This window comes from Nesterenkonia rhizosphaerae, from assembly GCF_039544555.1.
Lineage (GTDB): Bacteria > Actinomycetota > Actinomycetes > Actinomycetales > Micrococcaceae > Nesterenkonia > Nesterenkonia rhizosphaerae.
Window position 1 is genome coordinate 1,599,176 of sequence record NZ_BAABLW010000007.1, and the last position, 25,789, is coordinate 1,624,964.

Annotated in this window: 22 protein-coding genes; 10 read left to right on the forward strand and 12 right to left on the reverse strand. The window is 62.5% G+C overall.

Translation table 11 applies throughout. The features are described from left to right. Nucleotides 1-3 precede the first annotated feature (3 nt). Entirely contained in the window at nt 4-930 is a 927-nt protein-coding gene (ppk2, locus tag ABEA23_RS13235) for a polyphosphate kinase 2 (protein ID WP_260073132.1), read from the reverse strand. 100 nt (nt 931-1,030) lie between these two features. After that, complete coding sequence (gene zapE, locus ABEA23_RS13240; protein ID WP_345478467.1) at nt 1,031-2,104, reverse strand: cell division protein ZapE; 1,074 nt, start codon at nt 2,102-2,104, stop codon at nt 1,031-1,033. 126 nt (nt 2,105-2,230) lie between these two features. Here zapE and ABEA23_RS13245 point away from each other — a divergent pair, with 126 nt between their 5' ends. Continuing rightward, nucleotides 2,231-3,118: a sulfurtransferase gene (locus ABEA23_RS13245; protein WP_345478468.1), complete on the forward strand. Its 888-nt coding sequence runs from the start codon at nt 2,231-2,233 to the stop codon at nt 3,116-3,118. Nucleotides 3,119-3,147: 29 nt separating this feature from the next. Next, nucleotides 3,148-3,597, forward strand: a complete 450-nt coding sequence (locus ABEA23_RS13250) for a SufE family protein (RefSeq protein ID WP_044494726.1) — start codon at nt 3,148-3,150, stop codon at nt 3,595-3,597. A gap of 64 nt (nt 3,598-3,661) precedes the next feature. Here ABEA23_RS13250 and ABEA23_RS13255 read toward each other — a convergent pair whose 3' ends face one another. Further along, on the reverse strand, nt 3,662-5,023 hold the full coding sequence (locus tag ABEA23_RS13255) for an alpha/beta hydrolase family protein (protein ID WP_345478470.1): 1,362 nt from the start codon (nt 5,021-5,023) through the stop codon (nt 3,662-3,664). Between the two features lie 73 nt (nt 5,024-5,096). Here ABEA23_RS13255 and msrB point away from each other — a divergent pair, with 73 nt between their 5' ends. From msrB to ABEA23_RS13285, 6 genes are all read left to right on the forward strand, one after another. Beyond that, entirely contained in the window at nt 5,097-5,501 is a 405-nt protein-coding gene (msrB, locus tag ABEA23_RS13260) for a peptide-methionine (R)-S-oxide reductase MsrB (RefSeq protein ID WP_345478471.1), read from the forward strand. A gap of 1 nt (nt 5,502) precedes the next feature. Further along, nucleotides 5,503-6,561 carry a threonine aldolase family protein gene (locus ABEA23_RS13265; protein WP_345478473.1) on the forward strand — a complete coding sequence of 353 codons (1,059 nt, stop codon included), beginning with the start codon at nt 5,503-5,505 and terminating at the stop codon, nt 6,559-6,561. Nucleotides 6,562-6,631: 70 nt separating this feature from the next. Next, nucleotides 6,632-7,321 carry a DUF3000 domain-containing protein gene (locus ABEA23_RS13270; protein WP_425577188.1) on the forward strand — a complete coding sequence of 230 codons (690 nt, stop codon included), beginning with the start codon at nt 6,632-6,634 and terminating at the stop codon, nt 7,319-7,321. Between the two features lie 6 nt (nt 7,322-7,327). Continuing rightward, nucleotides 7,328-8,563, forward strand: coding sequence for a ribonuclease D (locus tag ABEA23_RS13275; protein ID WP_345478474.1), 1,236 nt, complete (start codon nt 7,328-7,330; stop codon nt 8,561-8,563). A gap of 83 nt (nt 8,564-8,646) precedes the next feature. Next, nucleotides 8,647-10,767 carry a 3-hydroxyacyl-CoA dehydrogenase NAD-binding domain-containing protein gene (locus tag ABEA23_RS13280; RefSeq protein ID WP_345478475.1) on the forward strand — a complete coding sequence of 707 codons (2,121 nt, stop codon included), beginning with the start codon at nt 8,647-8,649 and terminating at the stop codon, nt 10,765-10,767. 338 nt (nt 10,768-11,105) lie between these two features. Further along, the gene (locus ABEA23_RS13285) at nt 11,106-12,257 is read left to right on the forward strand and encodes a sensor histidine kinase (RefSeq protein ID WP_345478476.1); all 1,152 of its coding nucleotides are present in this window, start codon (nt 11,106-11,108) and stop codon (nt 12,255-12,257) included. On the opposite strand, the gene dxs is transcribed toward ABEA23_RS13285, so the two are convergent. The 6 genes from dxs to dut all read right to left on the reverse strand — a co-directional run bounded on the left by dxs (nt 12,254) and on the right by dut (nt 21,000). Continuing rightward, a complete protein-coding gene (gene dxs / locus ABEA23_RS13290) occupies nt 12,254-14,254 on the reverse strand; it encodes a 1-deoxy-D-xylulose-5-phosphate synthase (protein WP_345478687.1) in 2,001 nt (666 codons plus the stop codon). The two genes, ABEA23_RS13285 and dxs, sit on opposite strands and share 4 nt — an antisense overlap. Nucleotides 14,255-14,410: 156 nt before the next feature. Next, a complete protein-coding gene (locus ABEA23_RS13295) occupies nt 14,411-17,242 on the reverse strand; it encodes an aconitate hydratase (protein ID WP_345478477.1) in 2,832 nt (943 codons plus the stop codon). A 152-nt stretch (nt 17,243-17,394) separates the two neighbouring features. Continuing rightward, complete coding sequence (locus ABEA23_RS13300; protein WP_345478478.1) at nt 17,395-18,831, reverse strand: class I SAM-dependent RNA methyltransferase; 1,437 nt, start codon at nt 18,829-18,831, stop codon at nt 17,395-17,397. After that, entirely contained in the window at nt 18,824-19,591 is a 768-nt protein-coding gene (locus ABEA23_RS13305) for a DUF3159 domain-containing protein (RefSeq protein ID WP_345478479.1), read from the reverse strand. The genes ABEA23_RS13300 and ABEA23_RS13305 overlap by 8 nt, the downstream gene beginning before the upstream one ends. Before the next feature lie 13 nt (nt 19,592-19,604). Next, the gene (locus tag ABEA23_RS13310) at nt 19,605-20,495 is read right to left on the reverse strand and encodes a DUF3710 domain-containing protein (RefSeq protein WP_345478481.1); all 891 of its coding nucleotides are present in this window, start codon (nt 20,493-20,495) and stop codon (nt 19,605-19,607) included. A gap of 31 nt (nt 20,496-20,526) precedes the next feature. Then, a complete protein-coding gene (gene dut, locus ABEA23_RS13315; RefSeq protein ID WP_345478482.1) occupies nt 20,527-21,000 on the reverse strand; it encodes a dUTP diphosphatase in 474 nt (157 codons plus the stop codon). A gap of 46 nt (nt 21,001-21,046) precedes the next feature. Between dut and ABEA23_RS13320 the strand changes: the two genes are divergently transcribed. Then, entirely contained in the window at nt 21,047-21,520 is a 474-nt protein-coding gene (locus ABEA23_RS13320) for a DUF3093 domain-containing protein (RefSeq protein ID WP_345478483.1), read from the forward strand. Between the two features lie 88 nt (nt 21,521-21,608). Here ABEA23_RS13320 and ABEA23_RS13325 read toward each other — a convergent pair whose 3' ends face one another. Further along, entirely contained in the window at nt 21,609-21,908 is a 300-nt protein-coding gene (locus ABEA23_RS13325) for a DUF4193 domain-containing protein (RefSeq protein ID WP_044494711.1), read from the reverse strand. Between the two features lie 269 nt (nt 21,909-22,177). On the opposite strand from ABEA23_RS13325, the gene sepH reads away from it, so the two are divergent. Then, nucleotides 22,178-23,713, forward strand: a complete 1,536-nt coding sequence (gene sepH, locus ABEA23_RS13330) for a septation protein SepH (protein WP_345478484.1) — start codon at nt 22,178-22,180, stop codon at nt 23,711-23,713. A gap of 147 nt (nt 23,714-23,860) precedes the next feature. On the opposite strand, the gene ABEA23_RS13335 is transcribed toward sepH, so the two are convergent. Together ABEA23_RS13335 and ABEA23_RS13340 are read right to left on the reverse strand one after the other, a co-directional pair. Next, a complete protein-coding gene (locus ABEA23_RS13335; protein WP_345478485.1) occupies nt 23,861-25,069 on the reverse strand; it encodes an alkaline phosphatase family protein in 1,209 nt (402 codons plus the stop codon). 57 nt (nt 25,070-25,126) lie between these two features. Then, nucleotides 25,127-25,768 carry a DUF5998 family protein gene (locus ABEA23_RS13340; protein ID WP_147640435.1) on the reverse strand — a complete coding sequence of 214 codons (642 nt, stop codon included), beginning with the start codon at nt 25,766-25,768 and terminating at the stop codon, nt 25,127-25,129. Nucleotides 25,769-25,789: the final 21 nt, after the last annotated feature.

Sequence of the window (25,789 nt, forward strand, 5' to 3'; positions counted from 1 at the left end):
CAGTTAGTCACCTACGGCATTGCGACCGCGCTGAACGATCAGCGGATCCGGCTCTCCTACGACTTCATGGTCCTTCCCCTCGTATTCAAACTGTGAGAGGAAATAGCGCATCGCGTTAAGCCGCGCACGCTTCTTATCGTTGGATTTGATGGTGATCCAGGGTGCGTGGTCGGTGTCAGTGCGCAGGAACATCTCCTCTTTGGCCTCCGTATAGGCCTCCCAACGGTCCAGGGATTCCAGATCCATGGGTGAAAGCTTCCACTGCCGTACCGGGTCGATCTGCCGAATAGCGAAGCGCGTGCGCTGTTCCCGCTGCGTCACTGAGAACCAGAACTTGGTCAGATGGATGCCAGCGTCTATCAGCATCTGCTCGAACACCGGAGCCTGCTTCATGAAGATCTCGTACTCCTCATCCGAGGAGAACCCCATCACCCGCTCCACACCAGCGCGGTTGTACCAGGAACGGTCAAAGAGGACCATTTCTCCAGCCGTTGGCATGTGATAGATGTAGCGCTGGAAGTACCACTGGCCGCGTTCACGGTCCGAAGGTTTGTTCAGCGCCACGACCCGTGCCGTGCGCGGATTCAGATGCTCGGTGAACCGTTTGATGGTGCCACCCTTGCCCGCGGCGTCGCGCCCTTCAAAGACGATGACATGACGCAGGCCATAGTCCTCGGCCCAGTACTGGAACTTCAGTAGCTCCACCTGCAGGTGGTACTTCTCGATCTCATAGATATCCCGGTCCAGCCGGAAATCATAGGGATAGTTGTCCTGCCAGGTCTCCACAGCATTGCCCTGCGGATCGATGAGGTCAGGATCTGGCGTATGACCATCGCGCACGGTGTAACCGCCTTCACGCAGCTGATCAATGAACTCCCGCAGATTCTGCCGGGGTCCAGCGCCCACTTCCTTGAAGGGGTCTTTCACCATGTGATGCTGCCTTTCGCCGCTATGCGTATTACGCCGTTATAGAACCACTAGTCCATGAATGCTAGGTGAACGTTCTCCAGTAGTGCCTCACCCTGGATCGCTAGAGCGCCTGCTCGCCCATCTGACCGGACCTTGCCAGAGCCGTCAGCCTGGAGACCGCGCGGTGGTACTTCTTCATATACCCGCCGCTCATCATCTCTTCGGTGAACAGCCGGTCGAAGGGAGCACCGGAAGCGATGATCTTCACATCCTGGTCATAGAGACGATCAGCCAGCACCACAAAACGCAGAGCCAGCGACTGGCCCTCGATGGTGTCCACATCCTTGAGAACTAAGACATCGGTCTCAGCGATCAGCTGGCGGTAGCGGCTGGGGTGGACTCTGCTGAGGTGCTCGCACAGGGCGCCGAAATCATCAACGACGATCGTTTTGTCGGCGTACTTCTGCTGTGCAAACGGCGTCAGCTCTTCGGTGCTCAGCGGGGCAGGTGCCTCCGGGAGCCCGCGGTGACGGTAGTCCTCGCCGTCGACCCTGATCACTCTGAACTGATCTGCCAGCACCTGAATTTCGCGCTTAAAATCCGACGCCGCGAACCGGCCCTCACCGAGGGAACCGGGAAGGGTATTGGAGGTGGCCGCCAACTTCACTCCGGCATCGGCAAGTTCACGCAGCAGCCGAGACATCAAGGTGGTGTCCCCGGCGTCGTCGAGTTCGAACTCGTCAATGCACACCAGCTGATAGTCGCTCAAGACCTCTACGGTCTTCCGGAAGGTCAGCGCGCCCACCAGGTTGGTGTACTCCACGAATGTTCCGAAAGCACGACGGTTCTCCGGCACCCCGTTGGCCCCGGCTGCGTGGTACAGCGAGGCCAGCAAGTGGGTCTTGCCCACTCCGAACCCACCATCGAGGTAGATACCTGCAGGAGAAGCAGCGCGTGGGGATTTGGCCCCGAAAAACTTGGAGAAGAACCCTCCACCTCCGCTGGTTCCGCCAATACCCTCAGCGAAGCCACGCAGGGCCTGCACCGCCTCGGATTGCGAAGGATGAGCCGGGTCCGGGATGTAGCTGTCAAAGGACACCTCGGAGAAGCGGAAGGAGGGCCGCAACCCTTCAAGCAGGTCTTCGACGGTGACCTGCGGAGTGCGCTCAGACAGCGGCGTGACGTTCGATGGCATGCCACCCACTCTACTCAAACCGATATTGCCTCCTGTGACGGAACCCTGGTTGGGTCTGCGCTGGGAGGACTACTCTGGTCGGAGTCGACACAACGTCTTCCCCACGCGATACGAAAGGGCCAGTCCATGACCGCGAAGGACCTCACCCAGTACGCCAATCCGCACGCCCTGGTCAGCACCGACTGGCTTGCTGAGCACCTCCACGACCCCGATGTGGTGATCCTGGAGTCCAACGAAGACGTCTTGCTCTATGACACCGGCCACATCCCTGGTGCGGTGAAGATTGACTGGCACACCGATCTCAATGACCCGGTGACCCGCGATTTCATCAACGCCGAGGAGTTCTCCCGGTTCGTTGGTTCAAAGGGCATCACTCCGGAGAGCACTGTGGTCTTCTACGGTGACCGTTCGAATTGGTGGGCAGCCTATGCTCTGTGGGTCTTCACCCTCTTCGGCCACCAGGATCTGCGACTGCTGGACGGCGGCCGGGCCAAGTGGATCGAAGAAGGACGTGAACTGACCACTGACGTGCCCTCCCCCGCCCCGGCGGACTATCCCGCACCGGCATCCCGCGACGATGCCACCTTCCGGGCCTTCCGTGAAGACGTCCTGGCCCATCTCGGCAAGCCGCTGGTGGACGTGCGATCGAATCCGGAATACACCGGTGAGGTCACGGTGGCTGCCGGTTTTGAAGGCGAGGGAGCCCTGCGCGGCGGCCACATCCCCACCGCCGCCAACGTGCCCTGGGCCAAAGCCGCCAATGACGATGGAACCTTCAAATCACGCGCCGAACTTGAGGCCATCTATAGGGACGAGGCCGGCATCGGTGAGGCAGATGAGGTGATCGCCTACTGCCGAATCGGCGAGCGCTCCTCACACACGTGGTTCGTGCTGCAGCATCTGCTGGGCTACCAGAACGTGCGCAACTACGACGGTTCCTGGACAGAGTGGGGCAACGCAGTTCGGCTGCCCATCGCTGTGGGTGAGGGACCCGGCCAGGCACCAGAGAAGTAGGGCGGGTGCGGAAGAAGTAGGCTGGAGAAATGACCCAGACCGCAGATCTTCCCGAACAGCTGGCTGAGATCGTCGAGGAGTTTGCCGCCGTACCGGACCAGCAGAAGCTTGAGCTGCTGCTGGAACTCTCCCGCGAACTTCCCGAGCTTCCTGCCAAGTACCAGGAGAACTACACCGACTCCATGGAGCAGGTGGTGGAGTGTCAGTCACCGCTGTTTCTGGCTATGGAGTACGACGATGCAGCCGGAACCGCTGAGCTGATTTTCTCCGCACCGGCAGAGGCGCCCACCACCCGCGGATTTGCCTCCATCCTGCAGCAGGGCCTGTCAGGACTCAGCTACCAGGAGATTCTGAACACTCCTGATGACCTGCATCAGCGCCTGGGGCTGGGCAAAGCCATCACTCCTCTGCGTCTGCGCGGGATGAGTGCCATGCTCGGCCGCGTCAAGCGAAATATTCGGGAGCACCTAGCGAAGTAGCGTCAAGAAACTGTAGGAACTATCCCCCGAATGGGGGTCATTCCTACAGTTTCTTGACGAAGGTTCAGGCTCCGGGATCGACGTCGCTGCTCTGTCCAGGTTCGGGCTGGTTAAAGAGGTCGGTGAGCCAGCTCGTGACGTGACGTTCCCAACGCAGCGGACTGTGGTTCCACTCCTTAACGTGCTTCGCACTGGCGAAAGGCACAAAGGAGACCATCTGGTTGCGCTGGGCGAGGTCACGGCTGGGGCCGTAGGGCACGACGTCGTCATCACGGCTATGCAGGATCAATGTGCGCACATGCAATTGGTCTGCCCGGTCGATCCAATTCAGAATCCGCAGGTCCACCGGTGAGGCCAACCCGGTGACTCGACGGCCGGCCTTATTCGAAATGAACCAGCGGGTGAGCCGACCTACTGGCTCAGGGATCTTCAGCGCGCGTGCCTGGTACGCCAGGACGTCAATCCAGTCGATCACCGGTCCGGTGAGCACCAGCCCACGCACATAAGCAGCCAGTGGCGAACGGTCGGTCGTCTGCAGGCAGATGGCCCCGCCCATGGACCAGCCGAAAAGCACTACCTGCTGGGCCCCATGGTCCAGGGCATACTGAATGCCAACCTCGATGTCCTCCCATTCGGTCACCCCCAGGCCGTAGCGGCCATCCGGTGCAGCCGGTGCCTCGCCGTCGTTGCGATAGGAGAGCAGCAGCGAATCGATTCCCAAACTGTGCGCCGCTGGCAGCGCTTTGATTCCTTCGGTGCGGCTGCCGCCCCGCCCGTGCACCATGATTGCCCAGATACCGCGCCCGGCCAGGGGCCCGGTGCTGTCCTGGGCAGCGGGAACATACCAGGCCGGTGCCGGCCCTCCCGGCAGGTCAATGACCACATCCTCGGCGCTGAAACCCGCAGCCTCTGGGGTCTGATAGGCCACCGATGACCACCATCCCCGCACCGCACGTCGCAGATCACCGCCCTCAACGGCCTCGACTCGGCGCGCAATCGTGCCATCGCGCGGAGTGAAGGAGGTAATCTCACCCACTCGGGCGAAAGCCTTGCCACCGTGGAAATACAGTCCATAGACCCCGTCCACCACCGTTTCAGGGGTGGCGGGAAGAATGACTTCGTCACCCCGGGGGCCGCTGACCACTGCGAGGATCTCCAGATCCTCTACGCGTTCCTTCACCGGGGTGACCACCACGCGTGCAAAATAGCCGGCCACTGCGGAAGCCAAGGCAGTGAGGGTCATACCAGCAGCAAGGCCGGTTCCAGCCCCAAGTACTGTTGCCCGCACCCAGGGGGTGTGTTCTGACTCCTGCCCTCGCAGCCGACGCAGCATCGCACGAGCCTCCCGCCCGCTGCGCAGCTGCGCCCATTGCCCCTGATCAGCTGATCTTTTGAGGGTTCGCCGGAGATTTCTGTTCAACTGCATCACCACCTGCTCGCAGGGCCTGTTGCTTAGGTCCAGCTTACGTGCGCAGGCCCTGACGTGGTGAGATAGAGGCATGAGTGACGATCCGTGGCGCGAGAAACTCTCCGATGCCGAATACAAAGTACTCAGACAAGGCGCGACTGAGCGGCCCTACACCGGTGAATACTGGGACACCAAGGACACCGGCGTGTATTTCTGCAGGGCCTGCGGTGCGGAGCTTTTCCGCTCGGAGACCAAGTTTGACTCCCGCTGCGGTTGGCCCAGCTTCTATCAGCCGGCCGAGGGCACAAATGTGACCTACATCCGTGATGAGTCCCTGGGGATGCAGCGCATTGAAGTCCGCTGCGGAACATGTGACTCCCATCTGGGTCATGTCTTCGAAGGTGAAGGTTTCGACACTCCCACCGACCTGCGCTACTGCATCAACTCCATTTCTATGCGGTTCGAGAAAAGCGACGACGCCGGAAGCGAGGCCTGAATTGGGCAAACAGCGAGTAGAAGCTACTGAGCAGCTGGATGCCTCGTTCGCCTCAGATAATGTCGCCGGAGTCAGTCCGGAGATCCTCCAGGCACTGACCGAGGCCAATACCGCGGCAGCGCTTCCCTACGGCGGAGATCTGCAGACTTCTGCACTCACCGACTGGGCCAAGAGCGAGTTCGGTGCACAGGCTGAGATCTACCCGGTGTTCAACGGCACCGGAGCCAATGTGGTGGGCCTCCAGGGACTGCTGGATCGTTGGGGTGCGGCCATCTGCTCCATGCAGGCGCACGTCAATAATGATGAGGGGGCGGCACCCGAGCGTGTCGGCGCCCTCAAACTGCTGCCCCGGCCCACTGTTGACGGCAAGCTGCGGCCTGCCGATATCACCGCAGAGCTCTCGGCTCTGGGCTTCGTGCACGCCGCGCAGCCCCAGGCTGTGACCATTACCCAGTCCACGGAGCTGGGCACCCTCTACTCCCGGGATGAACTGGCTGAACTGGCTGAGACAGCGCATTCTCACGGACTGGGAGTGCACATCGACGGCGCGCGCATCTCCAACGCTGCCGCTGCACTGGGCACCAGCTTGGCCGGGATCACCTCAGAAATCGGTGCCGACGTGCTTTCCCTTGGCGCCACCAAGAACGGGGCACTGGCAGCAGAGGCCGTGGTGGTGATCAACCCCGACCGCGCACGCGGCACCGAGTTCATCCGTAAGTTCTCTATGCAGCTGGCCAGCAAGCAGCGGTTCCTCTCTGCCCAGCTGGTGGAGCTGTTCGGCACCGAGCTTTGGCGCAAGAACGCCGAACATGCCAATGCCCAGGCAGCCAAACTAGGTGAGGCACTGGCCACGCTTGAGGGTGTGAACATCACCGGCTCCACCGTGGTCAACGCGGTCTTCCCGGAGGTGCCCCAGGAGATGGCCGCCAGGATCCAGAGCGCCTATCTTGCTCATGAGTGGGATACCGCCCCCTCAGGGAACCCGGTGCTCCGGCTGATGTGCAACTGGCAGACCACTGATGCGCAATTAGATGCACTAGTGGCCGTCGCCGCTGGTTAAGGGCAGCTATCTCTGGGCAGATCGGCGTGCCTTAAGCGGAAGCAGGCGCTTGCCTTCCTAGGCTATTGGCGTGACCGTTTTCGGCCCCCTGGGCAGCGCTGCCAATCCCTCACCGCAGGGTACGCATGTGCGCGCTCCGGGAGTCGAGGGACTGCCGCAGAGTTTCCGTGCCGCTCTCCGTGAGCTGCGCGCTGCTGTTCCGCGCACCGAAGCCCTTGTCGAAGAGGTTCCGGCCCCGGCCAAGCTCGCTCCTTATGCAGTGGCGCTTCGCGCTGAGATCCAGGCCCCCGGTGTCAGTCCCGCAGGGGCGCATCCTGTCACACGCCTACGCCCCACAGCGAATGAGGATGAGATTCTCGCCACCGGCCGGTTCATCCTTCTGCATGATCCGCAGGGACAACAGACCTGGGACGGCGATTTCCGCGTGGTGATCTACATTCGCGCTGAACTCGAGCCGGAGATGGGCAATGACCCACTGCTAGCCTCAGTCGCCTGGACCTGGCTCTGCGACTCGCTGGCACAGCACGGTGTGAGCTACAGTCGCGCCGGCGGGACTGCCACCCGGATCCTGTCAGAGTCTTTCGGATCGCTGCAGACCAGAGTGGCCAGTAGTGATGTCGAGCTGCGTGCCTCCTGGACCCCGAAAGGACCCCACTTCGGGTCCCACCTTGAGGCCTGGGCGGATATGGTCTGCTCCTTCGCTGGACTTCCACCACTGCCCGACGGCGTGGTCGCGCTTCCCCACGTCAGGAGAAGCTGAGAAGAGATGACCGACTCACCTGATGATGCACAAGACCTTCCGCTGCTGACTGAACCGGCCGAGGGCATCCCTGCGGTCATCGACACTGAGCGTGGCCTCCAGCGCGCTGCGCAGTCGCTTGCCCAAGGTACCGGCCCCGTGGCCGTAGATGCCGAACGAGCCTCTGGATTTCGTTATGGTCAGCGAGCATTCCTGGTGCAGCTCAAACGCGAGGGATCCGGAATTTGGCTGATTGATCCAGAGGCGTTCAATAGCCTGCTGCCCATTCAAGAGGCGCTGGGCTCAGCCGAGTGGATTCTTCACGCGGCCAGCCAGGACCTGCCATGTTTGGCAGAGCTGGGAATGCGCCCGCATCAGCTCTTCGACACCGAGCTCGCGGCACGGATGACAGGGCTGCCGCGCGTAGGTCTGGGCGCCGTCGTCGAACAGCTGCTGGGAGTCCGGCTGGCCAAGGAACATTCAGCTGCCGACTGGTCCAAGCGCCCACTGCCGCAAGACTGGCTGCGCTATGCCGCGTTAGACGTGGAGCTGCTGGTACCGCTGCAGGAGAAGCTCAGCGCACTGCTCGCCGAACAGGGCAAGACTGAGTGGGCGGTCGAGGAGTTTGAGTACCTACGCGCCAATAAGCCGACGCTGGTGCCCTACGCTGAGCGCTGGCGCAAGACCACCGGCATCAATAAGCTGAAGTCCCCTCGCAAGCTAGCGGTGTTACGCGAACTGTGGCGCGCTCGCGACGCCCTGGCGGAGAAGAAGGACCTAGCCCCGGGGCATCTCTTGCCCGATTCAGCCCTAGTCGCCGCCGCCGAGGCCCAGCCGCGCACAGTTCCACAGCTGTTGTCGGTACCGGGGTTCCATGGTCGGGCCGCAAAGAGGGAAGGCCCCCGCTGGCTGCGCGCAGTCCAGGCGGGTATGAAGACCGAGGAGCTGCCGGGCAAGCCACGCTCCACGGGTGCTCCCCCACCGCCGCGGACCTGGAAGGACCGTAATCCTGAGGCCTTCAGACAGTTCCGCACGGCTAAGGATCGGCTCGCCCGCCGAGCTGAGCAGCTTCAGCTCATGCCGGAGACCCTGTTGGCCCCGGCAGTACTGAAACAGCTGTGCTGGACTCCCCCGCCGCAGCTGGATCTCGATTCGGTCAGCGCCGCTTTGCGCGAGCACGGCGCGAGACAATGGCAGGTAGAGCAGTGCGCAGCGATCATTACTGTCGCCATGCTGGACCCAGAGCCGCTGGAGAATCTCTGAATTACAGGTGGCACGGCGCGGTTACTCACCGGTAGAGTGTGACGCAGGACGCACTTCCTCCCCAGCACTGCTAGGAGCCACTGATGACCTCTGATTTCTCCCGCTTCACCACTCTGACCGAGTCGTTCACCCAGGAGACTGTCACGCACAGCCGTGTGGAAGACGTCGCCCTGCCTCACGGCGCAGGGACTCTGACGCTGATCCGGCTTGATAACGATCACCCCAAGCGTCCGAACACCCTCGGCCCCGGCTCGCTCATCGAGTTCGGCGAAGCAGTGGCCGCTCAGCTGCCGCGAGCTCAAGCGGGCGAAATCGCCGGGCTAGCCGTCATCGGCCAGCCCGGTGTGCTAGCAGCGGGGGCTGATATCGTCTCCGCCCGGCAGCTGACTGATCCGGATCAGGGTCGCGGGCTGGCGGACCTGGGACATGAGGCCTACAACGTGCTGGCGGACTTTCCGGTCCCGACCTTCGCGTTCATCAGCGGCACCGCATTGGGCGGCGGGCTGGAGATCGCCCTGGCTGCTCACTACCGCACCGTGTCCTCTGACGCTAAGGCGCTGGGACTGCCTGAGATTTTCCTGGGCCTCATCCCCGGCTGGGGCGGTATCTACCGGGTACCCCAGCTGATCGGGCCCGAGCGCGCCGTCGAGGTCATCTTCAAGAACCCGCTGAACAACAACCGGTCCCTGAAAGGCCGTGAAGCCTACGAGATTGGCCTCGCTGATGCCCTGCTGGACCCTGACTCCTTTGAGCAGCAGTCCCTGGATTTCGCCGCACGGATTATTTCCGGCGATGCGGAACTGACCCAGCGCGTCACAACACACCGTGAGCACGACGCCGGGGAGGCGGCCTGGCAACGAGCCATTGAGACCGCCCGAAGTCTCGTCGCCGCCAAGACCGGCGACACCGCACCGGGACCGCTTCGTGCCCTGGAGGTGTTCGAGCAGGTTCGGCACCGCAGCCGGGACGAGGACCGCAAGGCAGAGGTAGAAGCACTTGGACAGCTGCTGGTCAGCGATGAGTTCAAGAATGTGGTCTACGCCTTCATGGAGTTGGTGCAGAAGCGCGCCAAGCAGCCCGCTGGTGTTCCTGGGGCTGCTCCCCGTGAGATTCGCAAAGTGGGCGTTGTCGGTGCCGGGCTCATGGCCTCTCAGCTCGCTCTGGTCTTCGCACAGCACCTGCAGGTACCTGTGGTGCTGACGGATCTGGACCAGGACCGAGTGGATAAGGCCCTGGACTATGTGCGTGATCAGACCCAGAAGCAGCTGAAGAAGGGCCGGCTCAGCGCGGAACAAGCCACTGCACTTGCTGATCTGGTCACCGGCAGCACTGATAAGTCGGTGTACGCCGATGCTGACTTTGTGATTGAGGCGGTCTTTGAGGAGATCGGCGTCAAGAAGCAGGTGTTTGCTGAGCTTGAGGAGATCATTTCTTCCGATGCTGTATTGGCGACGAACACCTCGTCTCTTTCTGTCACCGAGATGGCGGCAGATCTCCAACACCCGGAGCGTGTCATCGGGTTTCATTTCTTCAACCCCGTTGCGGTGATGCCGCTGATCGAAATCGCCCGCACGTCTCAGACAGCCGATGAGCCCATCGCCACAGCTTTCGCTCTGGCGGCCAAGCTGCGCAAAACTCCGGTGCTCACCAAGGACGCCACGGCATTCGTGGTCAACCGTGTGCTGCTGCGGTTGATGGCAGAAGTGCAGAAGACCTTCGATGAGGGCACTGACGCACGGACCGCAGATGAGGCGCTCAAGCCACTAGGCCTGCCCATGACTCCCTTCGATCTGCTGGCCATGGTCGGGCTGCCGGTCGCTCAGCACGTCACGGAGTCTCTGCACTCCTCCTTTGGTGAGCGGTTCTACGTCTCCGCCAATCTGCAGGCCCTGATCGATCACGGGGTCACCGAGATCTGGAGCGCCGAAGCCGATGGCGACAAGCACATCAAGGACTCCACATTGGCGCTGATGAGCTTTGGCGATGACCCTAAGACCACTGAGGAAGTCCGCACAACGGTTCTAGAAGCACTAGCGGAAGAAATCGGGCTGTTGCTGGAGGAGGAGGTGGTGGCTTCCCCTAAGGATGTTGATCTGTGCATGATTCTCGGAGCAGGCTGGCCCTTCCACCGTGGTGGCATAACGCCCTACCTGGATCAGCAGGGAATCAGCCAGCGGGTCAACGGTAAAGCGTTCGCCGACTAGCCGTTCCCCTGGAGCCGAGAGGTCGGCATTCGTGATTTATGAACAGACTCTCCCCAGATCTTGAAAATGGGCCTATCCTGTTCACATAGAGAGGGGAACACACCATGTCTAATCTCACAAGAATCACGGCCGCCGCCTTCGGCTTGGCCATGTCAGCTGTCATGATCGCTGGACCGGCACACGCCACCAGCAGCGCATCCGTGGGTGAAATCATCCCGCCCGCTGTGTCTGGTCCGGTGACTTCAGGCTCCGCAACTGACGTCTCCGTTCGACCTCTGACTCTTGGGCAAGAATGGCTTTGCCGGTACTTCGACCGGCGATTCTGCACTCCCTAACCTGTGACAGAAACGCAGCAGTTTCAGCAGCCGCCACGTGCGCTGCTGACGCTCCTTGCCCTGCTTTTTGTACTGTGGTTCATGCTGGGGTTTGTCTTTTCCCTGGTCGATCCGGACTACAGTCTCAGCGGGTATTACTACCTCCGCTTCGCTCTGGTCATGATGTGCTTGGCCCTGCTCGCGCTTGGCGTTGTCTGGGCGCTGCTGGGCAGCCTGGTGGCGACTGCGGCCACCGAGCTGCTCGGATTTACCTCGCTCGAGCAGACTCTCTTCTTACTGATCATGGTGGGAGTCGCCGCAGCATATTCGCACCGGCATGTACGAACGGTGTACGCCGGGATCGTTCTGGCGTTCTGTCTGTATCTAGCCTGGTTGATGGAAGATCCGCTGACCCAGTTGGTGCTCGCCTCCACGCTGGCAGCAGTAGTAGCCGTGGCATACCTCGTGGGCCGCGCGTTCCGCAAGATGCGGCTGAAGCAAGAACGCTCCGAGCGCGAGCTCGTGGAGCATCAGCGACAGCGGGCCCGGGAACGCCGGGAGTTGGCTCGTGAACTGCATGACAGCATCGAACACGACCTCACGATTATCGGACTCCAGGCTCAGTCAGTCTCAGGCAAGTCGGCTGAGGCAGCCGCCGCTGAAGAACTCCGGCGCATTGATGAGCATGTCCGAAGCGCTGGTGAGCATCTGCGTCGTGTCTTGGAACTGCTGACCAGCGAAGGCGCCATTAGCGAGTCCAGCCACGACGGCATGGATCTGCTCACAGGTCTGGAGCAGTTCAGCCAGGAAATCGAAGCTGCAGGAATCCCGGTGACCCAGGAGTTCAGCGGAAACCCGCAGAGCCTCTCCCCCAGTATTCACACTGTGCTCTACCGTGTGCTACAGGAAGCCAGCACCAATGTCATCAAATACGGTGCCCGGCAGGCAGAGAACCCTCAGGCGCGCTGCCACTTCAAGGTGGCGGTCGACCGAGACCATGTGGACCTGGCTGTCATCAACACTGTAGATCGGCAACGGCACCAGAACAGTCCTGCCCTGACAGCAGGGTTGGAGGGTTTGAAGGAGCGAGCTAATGCCTTCGGCGCCACAGTGGAAGCAGGTCCCCATGGCGACCACGAATGGATCATCTCGGTCCGCGGAATGCGCACCTTCTAAGACCGGCGCGGGTTAAAGACTGGCACTTCCCCGGTGGGCATATTCTCTCCGGGCAGACGGCGGGCGAAAGGCACTTTAGTTCCGAGCACCTGCGCCACAGTGTCCTGCGCGATCTGCGCGGAGGTGAGTCCCACGCGCTGCAGAACCTGGTCACGTGAACCGTGTGCCAAGAACTCCACAGGCAGTCCGACCTCATTCAAGGCGGTGTCCACACCGGCTTCGCGCATGGTCTGCCGGATCCGCGAACCCACGCCGCCAACCTTGACCCCGTCCTCGATGCACACCACAATGCGGTGCCGCGCTGCCAGCGAAACCACAGACTCCGGAACAGGCAGCACCCAGCGGGGGTCCACCACCGTAGCTGTAATGCCTTGATCCTGAAGGCGCCGAGCCACATCCAGAGATAGCTCACCCATCGTGCCCACTGACACAATCAGTACATCATGAGAGTAGCCGCCGTCGTCCTCGGGCTCAGTACTGCTGAACAGCACATCCACCCCGTCGGCAAGCCTTTCAACGGCGTCGATCTCTCCGTTGACCGAACCTTTGGAGAACCGCACCACCGTGGGGGCATCACTGACGGAGACCGCTTCACGGAGTTCTTCGCGCAGCCGTGTGGAATCGCGCGGGGCGGCGATCTGAATCCCAGGCACGATCTGCAGCATGGAAAGATCCCACATTCCGTGATGACTCGCGCCATCGGGACCAGTGACACCCGCCCGGTCAAGCACCAGGGTCACACCGGCCTTATGCAGCGCAACGTCCATGAGGAGCTGATCGAAGGCTCGGTTCAGGAACGTGGCATAGACCGCGACCACCGGGTGGAGTCCCCCGTAGGCTAAGCCCGCAGCGGAGGCCACCGCATGCTGTTCAGCGATTCCTACGTCGAAGACTCGCTCGGGGTATTTCTGGGCGAACTTCCGCAGCCCCACTGGGATCAACATGGCACCGGTCAGCGCAACAATATCCTCACGCTCATCGGCAAGAGCGGCGATCTCCTCTTCGAAGACGCTTGTCCAGGACCGGGCGGCGCCCCGGCTGACGGGTTCCCCGGTTTCAGGGTCGATGACACCGACGGCATGGAACTGGTCCGCTTCATCTGCACGCGCCGGGGCGTATCCTCGACCCTTCTCTGTCATCGCGTGGACGATGACGGGTCCGGCGTAGTTCTTGGCATCGGTCAGTGCTTCTTCCAGCGCCTTCTGGCTGTGGCCATCAACGGGGCCGATGTACTTCATGCCCAGGTCTTCAAAAAGTCCCTGCGGTGCCCAGAAGTCTTTAGCGCCCTTCTTTGCCGCGTGCAGACTGCGGTAGACCATCTGCGAGACAGGACCACCATGCTGAAGACGCTGTTTGGTCCCGTCCATCACAGATTCGTAGACCGGATGCGTACGGACTTTATCCAACACGCCGCGGCGCAGTTTCGAAAGCTGATTGGCCAGACCGCCCACAGTGGGAGCGTAGGAGCGGCCGTTGTCATTAACGACGATCACCACTCGCCGGTCTTTATCGGCCGCAATATTGTTCAGGGCTTCCCAGGCCATGCCGCCGGTGAGGGCGCCATCACCGATGATCGGGACGACATAACGGTCGCTTTCACCACCGAGTCGGCGTGCTCGCGAGATTCCGTCTGCCCAGGAGAGCGAGCTGGAAGCGTGGGAGGACTCCACGATGTCGTGAACCGATTCAGCGCGTTCGGGGTAGCCAGAGAGTCCGCCCTGCTGTCGCAAGGTGGAGAAATCCTGCCGTCCGGTCAGAAGCTTGTGTACGTAGGACTGGTGCCCAGTGTCGAAGATGATCGAGTCACGGGGTGAGTCAAAGACCCGATGAATGGCCAACGTCAGCTCAACCACACCCAGATTAGGGCCGAGATGTCCGCCGGTGGCGGAGACATTGGCGATGAGGAACTGCCGGATCTCTTCGGCAAGCCGGTCCAGCTGCTCCTCCGTGAGCTTGGACAGGTCCTGGGGGTGTTGGACTGTCGAAAGGATGCTCATCATTAGGCCAGTCTACTAGCGGGTGCCCCCGGGTCCGAAGTTGATGAGCCCAGTATCGCTGACGACCCTCGCATCTATCAGAGACAGACAAAGCTGCCCCGGCCAGATGGCCGGGGCAGCTTTGTGCATAGGACGCGGTGGCTAGGCCTGGCTTGCTTACTTCACCAGCGAGCGCAGCACGTACTGCAGGATTCCGCCATTGCGGTAGTAGGAGGCCTCACCGGGGGTGTCGATGCGAACCACGGCGTCGAAGCTGATCTCCTCGCCGTTCTCCTGCTTAGCGGTGACCTTGACGGTCTTCGGGGTCTGGCCGTCATTGAGCGCGGTGATGCCCTCAATGCTGAACACCTCGAAGCCGGTCAGGCCCAGGGTGTCAGCGGTCTCACCCTCCGGGAACTGCAGGGGCAGCACGCCCATACCGATGAGGTTGGAACGGTGGATGCGCTCGAAGGACTCAGCGATGACGGCGCGCACGCCCAGCAGACGGGTGCCCTTGGCTGCCCAGTCACGGGAGGATCCCGAGCCGTACTCCTTGCCGCCCAGAACCACCAGCGGAGTGCCCTCTTCGGCGTAGTTCATCGCAGCGTCGTAGACGTAAGCCTGCGGTGCACCTTCCTGGGTGAAGTCGCGGGTGAAACCACCCTCGACGCCGTCCAGCAGCTGGTTCTTGATGCGGATGTTGGCGAAGGTTCCGCGGATCATGACCTCGTGGTTGCCACGGCGGGAACCGTAGGAGTTGAAGTCCTTGCGCTCCACGCCGTTCTCCAGCAGGTAGCGGCCTGCCGGAGTGTCGGACTTGAAGGAGCCCGCCGGGGAGATGTGGTCGGTGGTGACCGAATCGCCCAGCTTCAGCAGTACGCGGGCGTCGTCGATGTCAGTGACCGGCTCCGGATCCAGCTTCATGCCGTCGAAGTAGGGGGCCTTGCGCACGTATGTGGAGTTCTCATCCCATGCGAAGGTGGCACCCTCAGGGGTGTCCAGGGACTGCCAGCGGTGGTCGCCGTCGAAGACAGTGGCGTACTTGGAGGTGAACATCTCCGTGTCGATGGACTCCTCGATGATCTTCTGCACCTCCACCGGATCCGGCCAGATGTCCTTCAGGAAGACGTCGTTGCCCTCGGCGTCCTGACCCAGCGGCTCGTTCTCGAAGTCGAAGTCCATGGTCCCGGCCAGGGCGTAGGCGACTACCAGCGGCGGGGAGGCCAGGTAGTTCATCTTCACATCCGGGTTGATGCGGCCTTCGAAGTTACGGTTGCCCGAGAGCACCGAGGTCACTGCCAGGTCCTGCTCCTGGACGGTCTGGGAGATCTCCTCTTCCAGCGGGCCGGAGTTGCCGATGCAGGTGGTGCAGCCGTAGCCGACCACGAAGAAGCCGATCTTCTCGAGGTACTCGATCAGGCCGGACTTCTCGTAGTAGTCGGTGACCACCTTGGAACCAGGCGCGATGGATGTCTTGACCCAGGGCTTCTGCACCAGGCCCTTCTCCACGGCGTTACGTGCCAGCACGCCGGCGGCCAGCATGACGTTCGGGTTTGAGGTGTTGGTGCAGGAGGTGATGGAGGCGATCGACACTGCACCGTGGTCCAGTTCGAATTCGCGACCGTCAGGCATCTTCACGTGCACAGGCTTGGAGGGACGCCCGGCGGCAGGCTCAGATCCTGCGTTCATTGGACGCGGCTGATCCTTTGCCGACTGCTCCTCGCCCGGCGTATGTGCCGGCGCATCGGATCCGGGGAAGGATTCCTTGGACGCCTCATCGGCCTTGCCGTTGAGGCCCAGAGCATCCTCAGTCTCCTGGACGTAGTTGTGAATGTCCTTGCGGAATTGCTCCTTGGCATCGGTGAGTTCGATGCGGTCCTGGGGGCGCTTGGGGCCGGAGATCGAGGGCACCACAGTGGAGAGATCCAGTTCCAGCTGCTCGGAGAACCGCAGCTCCCGGGAGGGGTCATGCCACATGCCCTGCTCCTTGGCGTAGGCCTCCACCAGAGCAAGCTGCTCTTCGGTACGACCGGTCAGGCGCAGGTAGTCCAGGGTGACCTGGTCAATCGGGAACATCGCGGCGGTGGAACCGAATTCGGGGCTCATGTTGCCGATGGTGGCGCGGTTGGCCAGCGGCACCGAAGCGACGCCTTCGCCGTAGAACTCCACGAACTTACCGACCACGCCGTGCTCGCGCAGCATCTGGGTGATGGTCAGCACCACATCGGTGGCGGTGGCGCCGGCGGGGATCTCGCCGGCGAGCTTGAAGCCGACCACACGCGGAATGAGCATGGAGATCGGCTGGCCCAGCATCGCAGCCTCAGCCTCAATGCCACCCACGCCCCAGCCCAGCACGCCCAGGCCGTTCTCCATGGTGGTGTGGGAGTCGGTACCCACACAGGTGTCTGGGTAGGCGCGCAGCGCGCCGTCGATCTCACGCGTCATGACCACCCGGGCCAGGGACTCGATGTTCACCTGGTGCACGATGCCCATGCCCGGAGGAACAACCTTGAAGTCTGCAAACGCGGTCTGGCCCCACCGCAGGAACTGGTACCGCTCACCATTGCGCTGGTACTCGATGTCCATATTGCGCTCGATCGCATCGGAGTTACCGAAGGAGTCGATCTGCACCGAGTGGTCGATGACCATTTCTGCCGGTGCCAGCGGGTTGATCTTATTCGGGTCGCCGCCCAGCTCCGCCACTGCCTCGCGCATGGTGGCCAAGTCCACCACGCAGGGCACACCGGTGAAGTCCTGCATCAGCACACGGCCGGGGGTGAACTGAATTTCAGTGTCTGGATGTGCGTTCTCGTCCCAGCCGCCCAGAGCCTTGATGTGCTCGGCAGTGACGTTGGCGCCGTCCTCAGTGCGCAGAAGGTTCTCCAGCAGGACCTTCAAGCTGTAGGGAAGGGTCTCGTAGCCCTCCACCGTATTGAGTCGGAAGATTTCGTAATCGGCGCCGTTGACGTTCAGAACGCCTTTTGCTCCGAAGCTGTCCACAGTACTCACGGGGACTCCTTGTCTGTCTTCGCTGACATGGCCTCGGGCCTTGGGTGCGACCGAGTGCCTGTTATCCGCCCACCATCCTACTCATAAGGCAGGTCACCTGAGCTTCAGCCACGGCGGACGGTAAGAACAGACACGCCCAGCGGCCAGCGATCTCAGCCGCGGCGGAATAGCGCCACTGACTCCATATGGTGAGTATTGGGGTACATATCAAGAAGACGCAGGTCAGAGATACCCCAGCCGAGTTCCTGCAGACGCTTAGCATCGCGGGCGAAGGACGCCGGGTCACAGGAGACGTAGATAATCTCGCCCGGTGCTGAGTCGCTGATCCCCTGAAGCACCCGGGCATCGGCTCCGGCGCGGGGCGGATCAAGCAGAACCAGATCCGCCTGTTCCAGCCGCGGAGCTACCCGTTCCGCTGGGGCGCAGACCACCTCCACGCGGCCGGTGCCGGCAAAGAGCTGCTCGGCCGCAGCGCTGCTGGCCTGCGCTGCCTCTACGGAAAGTACTTGCCCCTGGGGACCCACCACTGCGGCTGCCCAGGCCGAGAAGAGGCCCGCCCCGGCATACAGGTCGACCATGGTGCCGCCCTGAGACAGCTGCGTGAGATCTGCGACTGCGGACACCAGCGCCTGCGGCGCCTGTCGGTGAATCTGCCAGAAGCCCTCAGGAGCCAGAGTCACCTGCGAGCGTTCAGCTCCGGCGTCGTCATGGAATGCCACCGGCAGCGGTTCGGTCACCATCCGCTCCCCGGCCACCACGCTGTACTGGACCTTCACTGGCTGCAGCTGCTGATGACGACGGCGCCCACGTGGGCCGCGTTGCGAGCCTTCGCGGGATTCCGCTGCGCTGATCAGCACCACGCTGCCAACCTGCGGCGAAGTTTTGGCCTGAGCAGCCATTCGGTTAGCAAGGCCATCGCGCTCAGCAGGGTCATCGCTGCGAACCAGCAAAGTCAACGGCCCCGCTCCCCCGGGCGCCACCACGTCGACCGAGGTGGCCCCGGAGAAGTCCCATCCGAAGATCCCCGAATCCGATACTGCAGCGACCGCCAGCGGCATACTGCGCAGCGCAATCAGATCATGGGAACGATGCGGTTTCATCGCCAAAGACCCGTCCTTGACCGCAAAGCTCACCCTGCTGCGCCAGTGCAGCCCGCCAGATTCCGCCCCGTTGAGGCTCTCGGCACGGATATCGCCGTCGGCACAGAGCCCGGGCACATCAAGGTCTGCTACTGAAATACCGCCGATACGGTTCATCGTGTCGCGGAAGACGTGGGCCTTCAGCCGCCTCTGGTGCGCATCGCTGATGTGGCCGTATTCGGCCCCGCCTACCGGCAGCTGGTCCCGATCGTAGGCGCGCAGCGCATCGGCCTGCTTCCACGGATGGCGTCGGCGATGATCTGAGGCAGCGAGAATATCGACAGCGTCGGCACGCCAGAAGCGAGCGCCGTCGCCTCCTTCTGTCACCACCGCCCGCACAGTCTCCCCGGGAATGGCATGACGCAGGAACACCACGCGCCCGTCATGACGCGCGATGCAGTGCCCGCCATGGGACATCGGTCCAGCTTCAAGGGTGAGGATTTCAGCCATCGTGATCCTGTACCGCCGAGGTGGGCTGTTCCTGCTCGGTGGGGCGGGTGATCATCCAGCCAAGCCACAGACCCAGGGCATAGAGCGGCACTCCCATCACCACTCGAGCGGTGCCAAGAGCCCCGGTCGCATCTGCCCAATACATCGGCAGCTGAACAGCCAGACGAGTAGCCAGCACGGCTGCAATGATCCATGTGGCTAGGGCGTAACGACGGCGGCGCAGGTCATCGCGACGCCAACTGGTTCCTTCACCACGGACAAAACCGAAGAGCACGCCCATCAGTGGCCAGCGGATAGCCACTGAAACCGCGAAGACCAGCAGATAGCCGATATTGATGAAAAAGCCTGGCAAGAAGTAATCCCGAGCTTCACCACTGACCTGCGCGAAGGCAGCGCATATCGCCACCCCCACCAGCCCGGAGAAGGACTGCAGCAAACTTCCGCGCTGGACCAGCCGCACCACGGTGAACAAGACCCCCATCCCTAGAGCCAACAGCAACGCCGTGCTGAGCTCTTCGGTAACGAGGAATGCTGTCAGGAACGCTGCTGCGGGGAGAGAGGCTTCGGCCAGTCCTCGCCATCCTCCTGCAGAAGCCAAGACATCGAGGGAGCCGTCATCTCGGGTCTGCATCTTCTGCGCGGCGGAGGCCGAAATCTGCTCGCCAAACTGCTCAGCAGCTGACGGGGCGGCCTTAGTCTGCCCGGCATCAGTCTGCCCGGCGGTCTCAGGCGTTGCTGCGTTCTCCTGGGAGGCAGTCATAGGGACACCAGCCTCAGGCGCCGGGCTGTGATCCGGGGCGCTGGACGTTCGGCACTCCGTTGCTCCGGTTGGGACTCTGGCCTGTACTCGGCTGGCCAGTGCCGGGCTGGCCTGTGGCGGGCTGGCCCTGACGCGGCACCACCACACGCTTGGCCCCAGCCGGCGGACGCAGCGGCAGCAGCTCGCGCGGAGGCAGAGGCTGATCTCCACGGACCACCAGAATCTCGGAGAACAGCTTCTCCACGCCGGCTGATGCCTGGCGATCGATCGCACCGCGACCACCGATCACCCCGCGCAGGAACCAACGATTGCCCTCGAAACCGATGAATCGGGCAGCCCGCCAGCCCTGGCGGCCGTCCTTGAGCACCGTAGGAACGCGTGCATGGAGTTCTTTACCGAAACGGCCATCGATCTCCTTGACCCGACCGTGCTGCTTCACCACGGATTCTTCGATCTGACGGCGCACATCCTGCCAGATGCCTCCGGACTTCGGAGCGGAGAATGCCTGCAGCTGGATGCTGGCTTCGCCCACTGCAATGGTCAGTGACACCACCCGCTTGGTCTTCTGGTCGATGTCCAGTCGTACCTTCTGGTCCTTGCCCGCGGGCACCAGGAGCGCACCGAAGTCCAGGTAGCCCTTCTTGGATTCGACCTCATCGGCATCACGCGGGCCTCGGAGAGCCTCTTCGGCATCCGCCTGTCCCGACTGATCCGTCGGCTCAGCAGCGGTGCTCTGGTGACCGGTGCTGTCCTGGACCTCGGTCTCCTCGCCAGCGACGACGCCCTGCTCATCCCCCAGCTCAGCCTCCTCGATTTCTACCTCAGGGGCAGATTCCTGATCGAGAGCCTCACGAATAGTGGCTGGCTTTTTCGGCTCGTTCTTCTTCTTTCTACCGAAGAGCATGCCTCTCCTTACTTGAGTGTGGGTGGGGTGGTCAGTGAGCGGGAGTGAGCCCGGGAGAGGCGATACCGCTGGAGCCGAAGCCTCCAGCACCGCGCACACTCTCCTGGAGCTTATCCACCGGAGTGAACTGTGCCTGAGCGACTTGTTGCAGGACCAGCTGAGCAATCCGGTCACCGCGGGAGAAGCTGACCGCGGTGTGCCGGTCCGTGTTGAGCAGACAGACCTTGAGTTCCCCGCGGTACCCGGCGTCGATCGTGCCTGGAGTGTTCACCATGGTGATCCCGTGCTTGACGGCCAGGCCGCTGCGCGGGTGAATGAGACCCACCCAGCCTTCGGGAATTGCCACGGCGATGCCTGTGGGGACCAAACGTCGCTCGCCCGGTTCAAGAGTGAAGTCCTCTGCACTGACCAGATCGGCGCCGGCATCACCAGGATGGGCGTAGTGCGGCAAAGGAAGTTCGGGGTCCAGAAGCTGAATCGGCACGTCGATGGTGTTCACGCTCACGAGTCTACCGGCCTAGCCCACTGGCCTCTCGTGAGACGATGGGATTATGAATGACGTGCTGTATTCGGAGAAGCTCTGGCCCGCCTGGTGGTTGTGGGTGTCCGCCGTCATTGTCGGCGCTTCTATCTCCATTATGTTCTTCCCGATCAACGCGACTTTTGGGACTCTTGCACTGGTCATCGGGGTTGCCCTGTGCGTCTTTGCGCTGGTGATCACCACTCCGCGGGTCGAAGTCACCGAGGGCTGGTTGCGTGTCGGCCGAGCGCGTATTGAACGTCAACATTTAGGTCGCGTGGTGGGTCACCGCGGCGATGCTGCCCGGGAACAGCTGGGGCCTGGATTTGATGCGCGTAGCTACCAGTGCATCCGCGGCTGGATCGATCCGGTCATCACCGCTGAGATCACTGATCCAGAGGACGCCACGCCCTATTGGCTCTTCTCCACCCGCCAGCCTGAAGCGCTTCTGGAAGCCCTAAAATCCGATGAGCCGGTACGCACGGCTGGAGTCTCGCTGGCCTGACCGGTACTGGAACTGAATACGCCAAGGGCGACCCGGCATCTCTGCAGGGTCGCCCTTGGCGTATTAGCGAAGCTGAAACCTTAGAAGATCAGCCCTCACAGTCAGTGCAGAAGAACTGACCGTTCTCCTCGCGTGCCACCTGGGACCGGTGCCGCACCAGGAAACAGGAGGCACAGGTGAACTCATCCGACTGCGCCGGCAGGACCCGAACCTGCAGCTCTTCGTCAGAAAGATCAGCGCCGGGCAGCTCAAAGCCCTCTGCGGCCTCGGCCTCATCCTCATCGACAACAGCCGACTGGCGGTTATTGGAGCGGTTCTTCAGCTCCTCAATCGAGTCCTCGTTGACGTCGTCGTCGTTCTTCCGCGGCGCATCGTAGTCGGTAGCCATGGCTGGTGCTCCACATCATGAGTATTTTGCTCATCCCCGCAGGTCGCAGACCCTTGAGGACTTATCAGGTCGCACAGATTGTGTCGTATCAGCCCCCATAGGACAAATCCGCGTCGGCACTTTACGGCTGAGGGTGAAATACTGCGCCCGAACAAAGCCGGCAGGACCCATCCTTCCAGGTGGGGTTGAGGCCCCCAGGACTGAGTCTTCCTCTGCGCGATACAGTTGCCGGATAGGACTTCCCACACGTACCTGGAGGACGCGTAAGGATGCAGGATCTGCGGATCGTGGGGCTGGATGAGGAGAACGATCCCCCGCGGCTGATGCTCTCCGACGAGGCTGGAGCTGACTATGCCCTGCCCGTTGATGACGCGCTGCGTGCTGCCGTGGGAAGAACTCCGGGTGCATCCCCCTCCGGAACTGCAGCATCCGAGTCCGCCACAGGCGCGGCAGCACCGAAGCCGAGCCTCTCACCCCGAGAGATTCAGGCTCGGCTGCGGGCCGGTGCCACCATTGAGCAGGTCGTAGAAGCCTCCGGACAATCACGTGACCACGTGCTTCGGTACGCAGGCCCGGTAGCTGACGAGCGCGCCTATATCGCCACCCGCGCCAGGCAGACCGTCATAGCATCAGCGTCCACCACCGAGCATCACCGGGTGGCCTTCGGCGACTCCCCAGCCACCCTTGAAGCGATGGTCCGGGTCCGGCTGCGCGCGATGGATGTCCCGCTGAGTTCGCTCAGCTGGGACGCGTGGCGTAGAGAAGATGGCCGGTGGGCCATCACCTGCTCCTTCGACATCAGCTCCTCTTCCACCCACGCCGAGGGAATCGGCCTGAAACCTCCGGCCGAGTGGGCTTTCGACACCCATACCCGGTCGCTGCGTGCTGAGAACAAATGGGCTGAGTCGCTCTCCCAGCTCGATACTTCTGAGGTGCTCGGCTCCGGACAGCGGTCAGGGCGCCGACTAGCAGCAGTGGATGAGCCATTCGATGTGGACCGCGGACCAGCAAGCGTGACGTCCTCCTCCCCCCGCCGCGCAGGTCATGCCTCCACGCGAGGCAGAGGTGCAGGCCCGGATCGGGTTGCCGATCCGAGCGTGAGCCCCTTCAGGCCCTCGAATGAAGCAGACGACGACGCCGGACAGGGCACCGATACTGAGGATCTGCTCGATATTCTGCGGGCGCGCCGCGGTCAGCGACTTGGTACCGATGAATCCGGAGATGACAAACTCGCCACTCTGCTCACCCGCGATGAGCAGCCGCGCTCCTCACCGCACTCCATCCCTGATCAGGACGCCCCCCATCGCCCGAGCCGTCCCGTGCGGTCCGGAGCAGACTCACCACGGCACCGGGCAGCAGAGAATCCTGGTGAAAAGGACCGTGGCGAGGGCGAGTCAGGCGACAAGGACCGCACCGGACACGGCCGCCCCGAAAGCCATGGTGAGCCCGCAGCAGAAACTCATCGCCCCGCACGGCGCCGCGGCGAGGACGACGATCTGCAGCACACCGGCCCCATCCCCGGACTGGAAGAACAGCTCGATCACGCCGAGGAACCCGGGTATGAGACCGGCACAGACGCCTGGGGCTTCAGCTACGAGGACACCGGAGACGACGTCGATGAACCCGCGCCCAGCGAATCCGGACGTCATGCACCTGAGCCCGAGGACTCTCCGCATCGGCCGGCGGAGCCCAGCCGAAAAGATCAGGAGAGCAGCGACACCGAGAAGCGCCGTCGTAGCTCAAAATCCAAGCGCCCCTCCATGCCGCGCTGGGACGATATTCTCTTCGGCTCGAAGAACGAGTGAGCGCGTTCCGCGAGCGGGCGCATGCCTCGCGCAGCTGAGTGGTCAGTTTGTCCGCTAAAAGGCGCGAAAAATCTCGTCTTAACGGATGGATTGACCACTCGATAACCGACGCCTCCCCGGTCATTCGACCCTACGTGCAGGTCACGTTTAACCGGTGAACCCCCGGCCGGTAAGCTCCAGCAGCGGGATTTTCCGCTCCACCTCCGTCAGCGAGCCGTGCATACCGACCATTGACATGATTCCGACGCCGGTGCGGGCAGTATCAAATATGGCGATCGGCGCATGGGCCGCGATGATCACATCCCCGAGGCGACCTAGCACCCGCTCCTCCACGGCGCCGAACCAGCCGGCAGCAATGGCCTTATCGCGAGTAAGCACCCAGGCCACATCCCCGAACTCCGCCCGCCAGCGCGCAGCCAACTCCACAGGGTCCTGCTCCGCCTCGGCGTAGAGATACATCATGCGAGGGTCCCCGCCGGTGTGGGCGACACCGCGCAGCAGGTCATCGCACTCGGCGATATCCACCAGATCCTGCTCGGCAATGTCGAGCATGCCGTGGTCGGCAGTCAGCAACACGGCAACTTCATCGCCATAGCGCTCGGTCAGCGCGGAGCACAGCCGACGAGCCGCCTCATCGAGGTTCTCCAGCATGCTTCGCCACATCACGCTGTCCACACCGGCGTGATGACCGGTCTTATCAAGTTCATCCACATACAGGTAGACCAGTTGCGCAGGAGCCGGACCACGCCGCACGCCGCCCTTGGCGGTGCGCCGGTCCATGATCCACTCCTGCGCCGCCCGGAACCGGCTCTCAATGCGGTCCGCGCCGAGGAACTCACCGCCTGAAAGTGCCGCAGTTGTCAACGCTGAATCGCGGAACTGGCTGCGCGAAGCAGTGAGTACTCTCGCCCCGGCATCTACCGCCTGCTGCAGCACTGAGGGGTGCCGCTGCCAGCTGCGGGGGTCGACGTCGTCATCCCACCCCCCGAGCATATTGACCACTCGGCCCAACTCAGGCGCCAAGAGGTCATAACCCAGCATTCCGTGCTCCCCTGGTGCCTTGCCGGTGCCCAGCGAAGTCAGTGATGCAGAGGTCGTTGCAGGTGCCCCGCAGTCCAGCACGCGCCCTTGAGCCGCCCGGCGCCAGGCAGAGGCGAGGAAGCGCGCGTGACCGGTGTGGGCGGCCAGATTGTGATCGCCGAGTCCGTCGACCATGATGACCACTGCAATGCTGCACGGCGGAATATCGAGTCGGTTCGCAAACCCTTCCAGACCCAAGGCGGCACAGGCTGAGGGCAGCACATGACGTAAGTGAGCGCCGTCGTAGTCAGGAGCGGGTGGCAGCGGCAGGCTCATCTGGGCCTCCTGGGTCTGTGGCGGGTCGGCATCTCACCGGGGGTGTACTGGGTGCGCTCAGCGGGCGTATGTGGCGCAAGCCCGGCGCAGAGCGCGCACAAAACTGCGCGCCTCATCTACCGCGGTATCGCCTTCTGCGGTCGCCGCGATGCGCAGCACAATATCCTCCGGTGCCAGGGTGCCGGTGTCACCATGATCAGCCATGCACTCAGGGTTGCCGCATTCAGCTGGGTAGGTATCCAGCCGGGCGCCGCCGCTCCAGTTCATATTCAAACTGACCTCGGCCAGGCCCCTGTCCGGTCGGAACTGATCCGGGCGGCGGTGTACTTCGGAGAGGATGAGTGAGCGGATGCGCGAGACCGGCACAACCTCTGTGGAGATGCGCGCGACAACTTCTGCTGAACCGGCACGACCGCGGTCCTCGTGCCCTACGGCACGGGGCTCATCCTCAGCATCGTGATCATCGAGATGAGCGACGACGACCACATCATCGGCCAGTACCAGCACGGTGATGTGGCGGTGGACTTCTTCCATATCAAAATGGGTGTCCACGTGGACGATCTGGTGGGTGGCCTCGCGCCCATCCAGGGCATCGGTCACCGTATGGTGCACCAGTGAGGGGTAGAAGCCCCCGCGATCGATGGCTTCCTTAAGCGTCAATCCGGAGGCCTGTGCGGGATTGTGGTGGCTGGGGGTCATGGATTCCATGGTATCCGTCAA

What these genes read in the sequence shown, in the direction of transcription:
- ppk2 (WP_260073132.1), bottom strand. Translation starts at nt 930, where the DNA reads ATGGTGAAAGACCCCTTCAAGGAAGTGGGCGCTGGACCCCGGCAGAAT.
- zapE (WP_345478467.1), bottom strand. Translation starts at nt 2,104, where the DNA reads ATGCCATCGAACGTCACGCCGCTGTCTGAGCGCACTCCGCAGGTCACC.
- ABEA23_RS13245 (WP_345478468.1), top strand. Translation starts at nt 2,231, where the DNA reads ATGACCGCGAAGGACCTCACCCAGTACGCCAATCCGCACGCCCTGGTC.
- ABEA23_RS13250 (WP_044494726.1), top strand. Translation starts at nt 3,148, where the DNA reads ATGACCCAGACCGCAGATCTTCCCGAACAGCTGGCTGAGATCGTCGAG.
- ABEA23_RS13255 (WP_345478470.1), bottom strand. Translation starts at nt 5,023, where the DNA reads ATGCAGTTGAACAGAAATCTCCGGCGAACCCTCAAAAGATCAGCTGAT.
- msrB (WP_345478471.1), top strand. Translation starts at nt 5,097, where the DNA reads ATGAGTGACGATCCGTGGCGCGAGAAACTCTCCGATGCCGAATACAAA.
- ABEA23_RS13275 (WP_345478474.1), top strand. Translation starts at nt 7,328, where the DNA reads ATGACCGACTCACCTGATGATGCACAAGACCTTCCGCTGCTGACTGAA.
- ABEA23_RS13280 (WP_345478475.1), top strand. Translation starts at nt 8,647, where the DNA reads ATGACCTCTGATTTCTCCCGCTTCACCACTCTGACCGAGTCGTTCACC.
- dxs (WP_345478687.1), bottom strand. Translation starts at nt 14,254, where the DNA reads ATGAGCATCCTTTCGACAGTCCAACACCCCCAGGACCTGTCCAAGCTC.
- ABEA23_RS13300 (WP_345478478.1), bottom strand. Translation starts at nt 18,831, where the DNA reads ATGGCTGAAATCCTCACCCTTGAAGCTGGACCGATGTCCCATGGCGGG.
- ABEA23_RS13305 (WP_345478479.1), bottom strand. Translation starts at nt 19,591, where the DNA reads ATGACTGCCTCCCAGGAGAACGCAGCAACGCCTGAGACCGCCGGGCAG.
- ABEA23_RS13310 (WP_345478481.1), bottom strand. Translation starts at nt 20,495, where the DNA reads ATGCTCTTCGGTAGAAAGAAGAAGAACGAGCCGAAAAAGCCAGCCACT.
- ABEA23_RS13320 (WP_345478483.1), top strand. Translation starts at nt 21,047, where the DNA reads ATGAATGACGTGCTGTATTCGGAGAAGCTCTGGCCCGCCTGGTGGTTG.
- ABEA23_RS13325 (WP_044494711.1), bottom strand. Translation starts at nt 21,908, where the DNA reads ATGGCTACCGACTACGATGCGCCGCGGAAGAACGACGACGACGTCAAC.
- sepH (WP_345478484.1), top strand. Translation starts at nt 22,178, where the DNA reads ATGCAGGATCTGCGGATCGTGGGGCTGGATGAGGAGAACGATCCCCCG.
- ABEA23_RS13335 (WP_345478485.1), bottom strand. Translation starts at nt 25,069, where the DNA reads ATGAGCCTGCCGCTGCCACCCGCTCCTGACTACGACGGCGCTCACTTA.
- ABEA23_RS13340 (WP_147640435.1), bottom strand. Translation starts at nt 25,768, where the DNA reads ATGACCCCCAGCCACCACAATCCCGCACAGGCCTCCGGATTGACGCTT.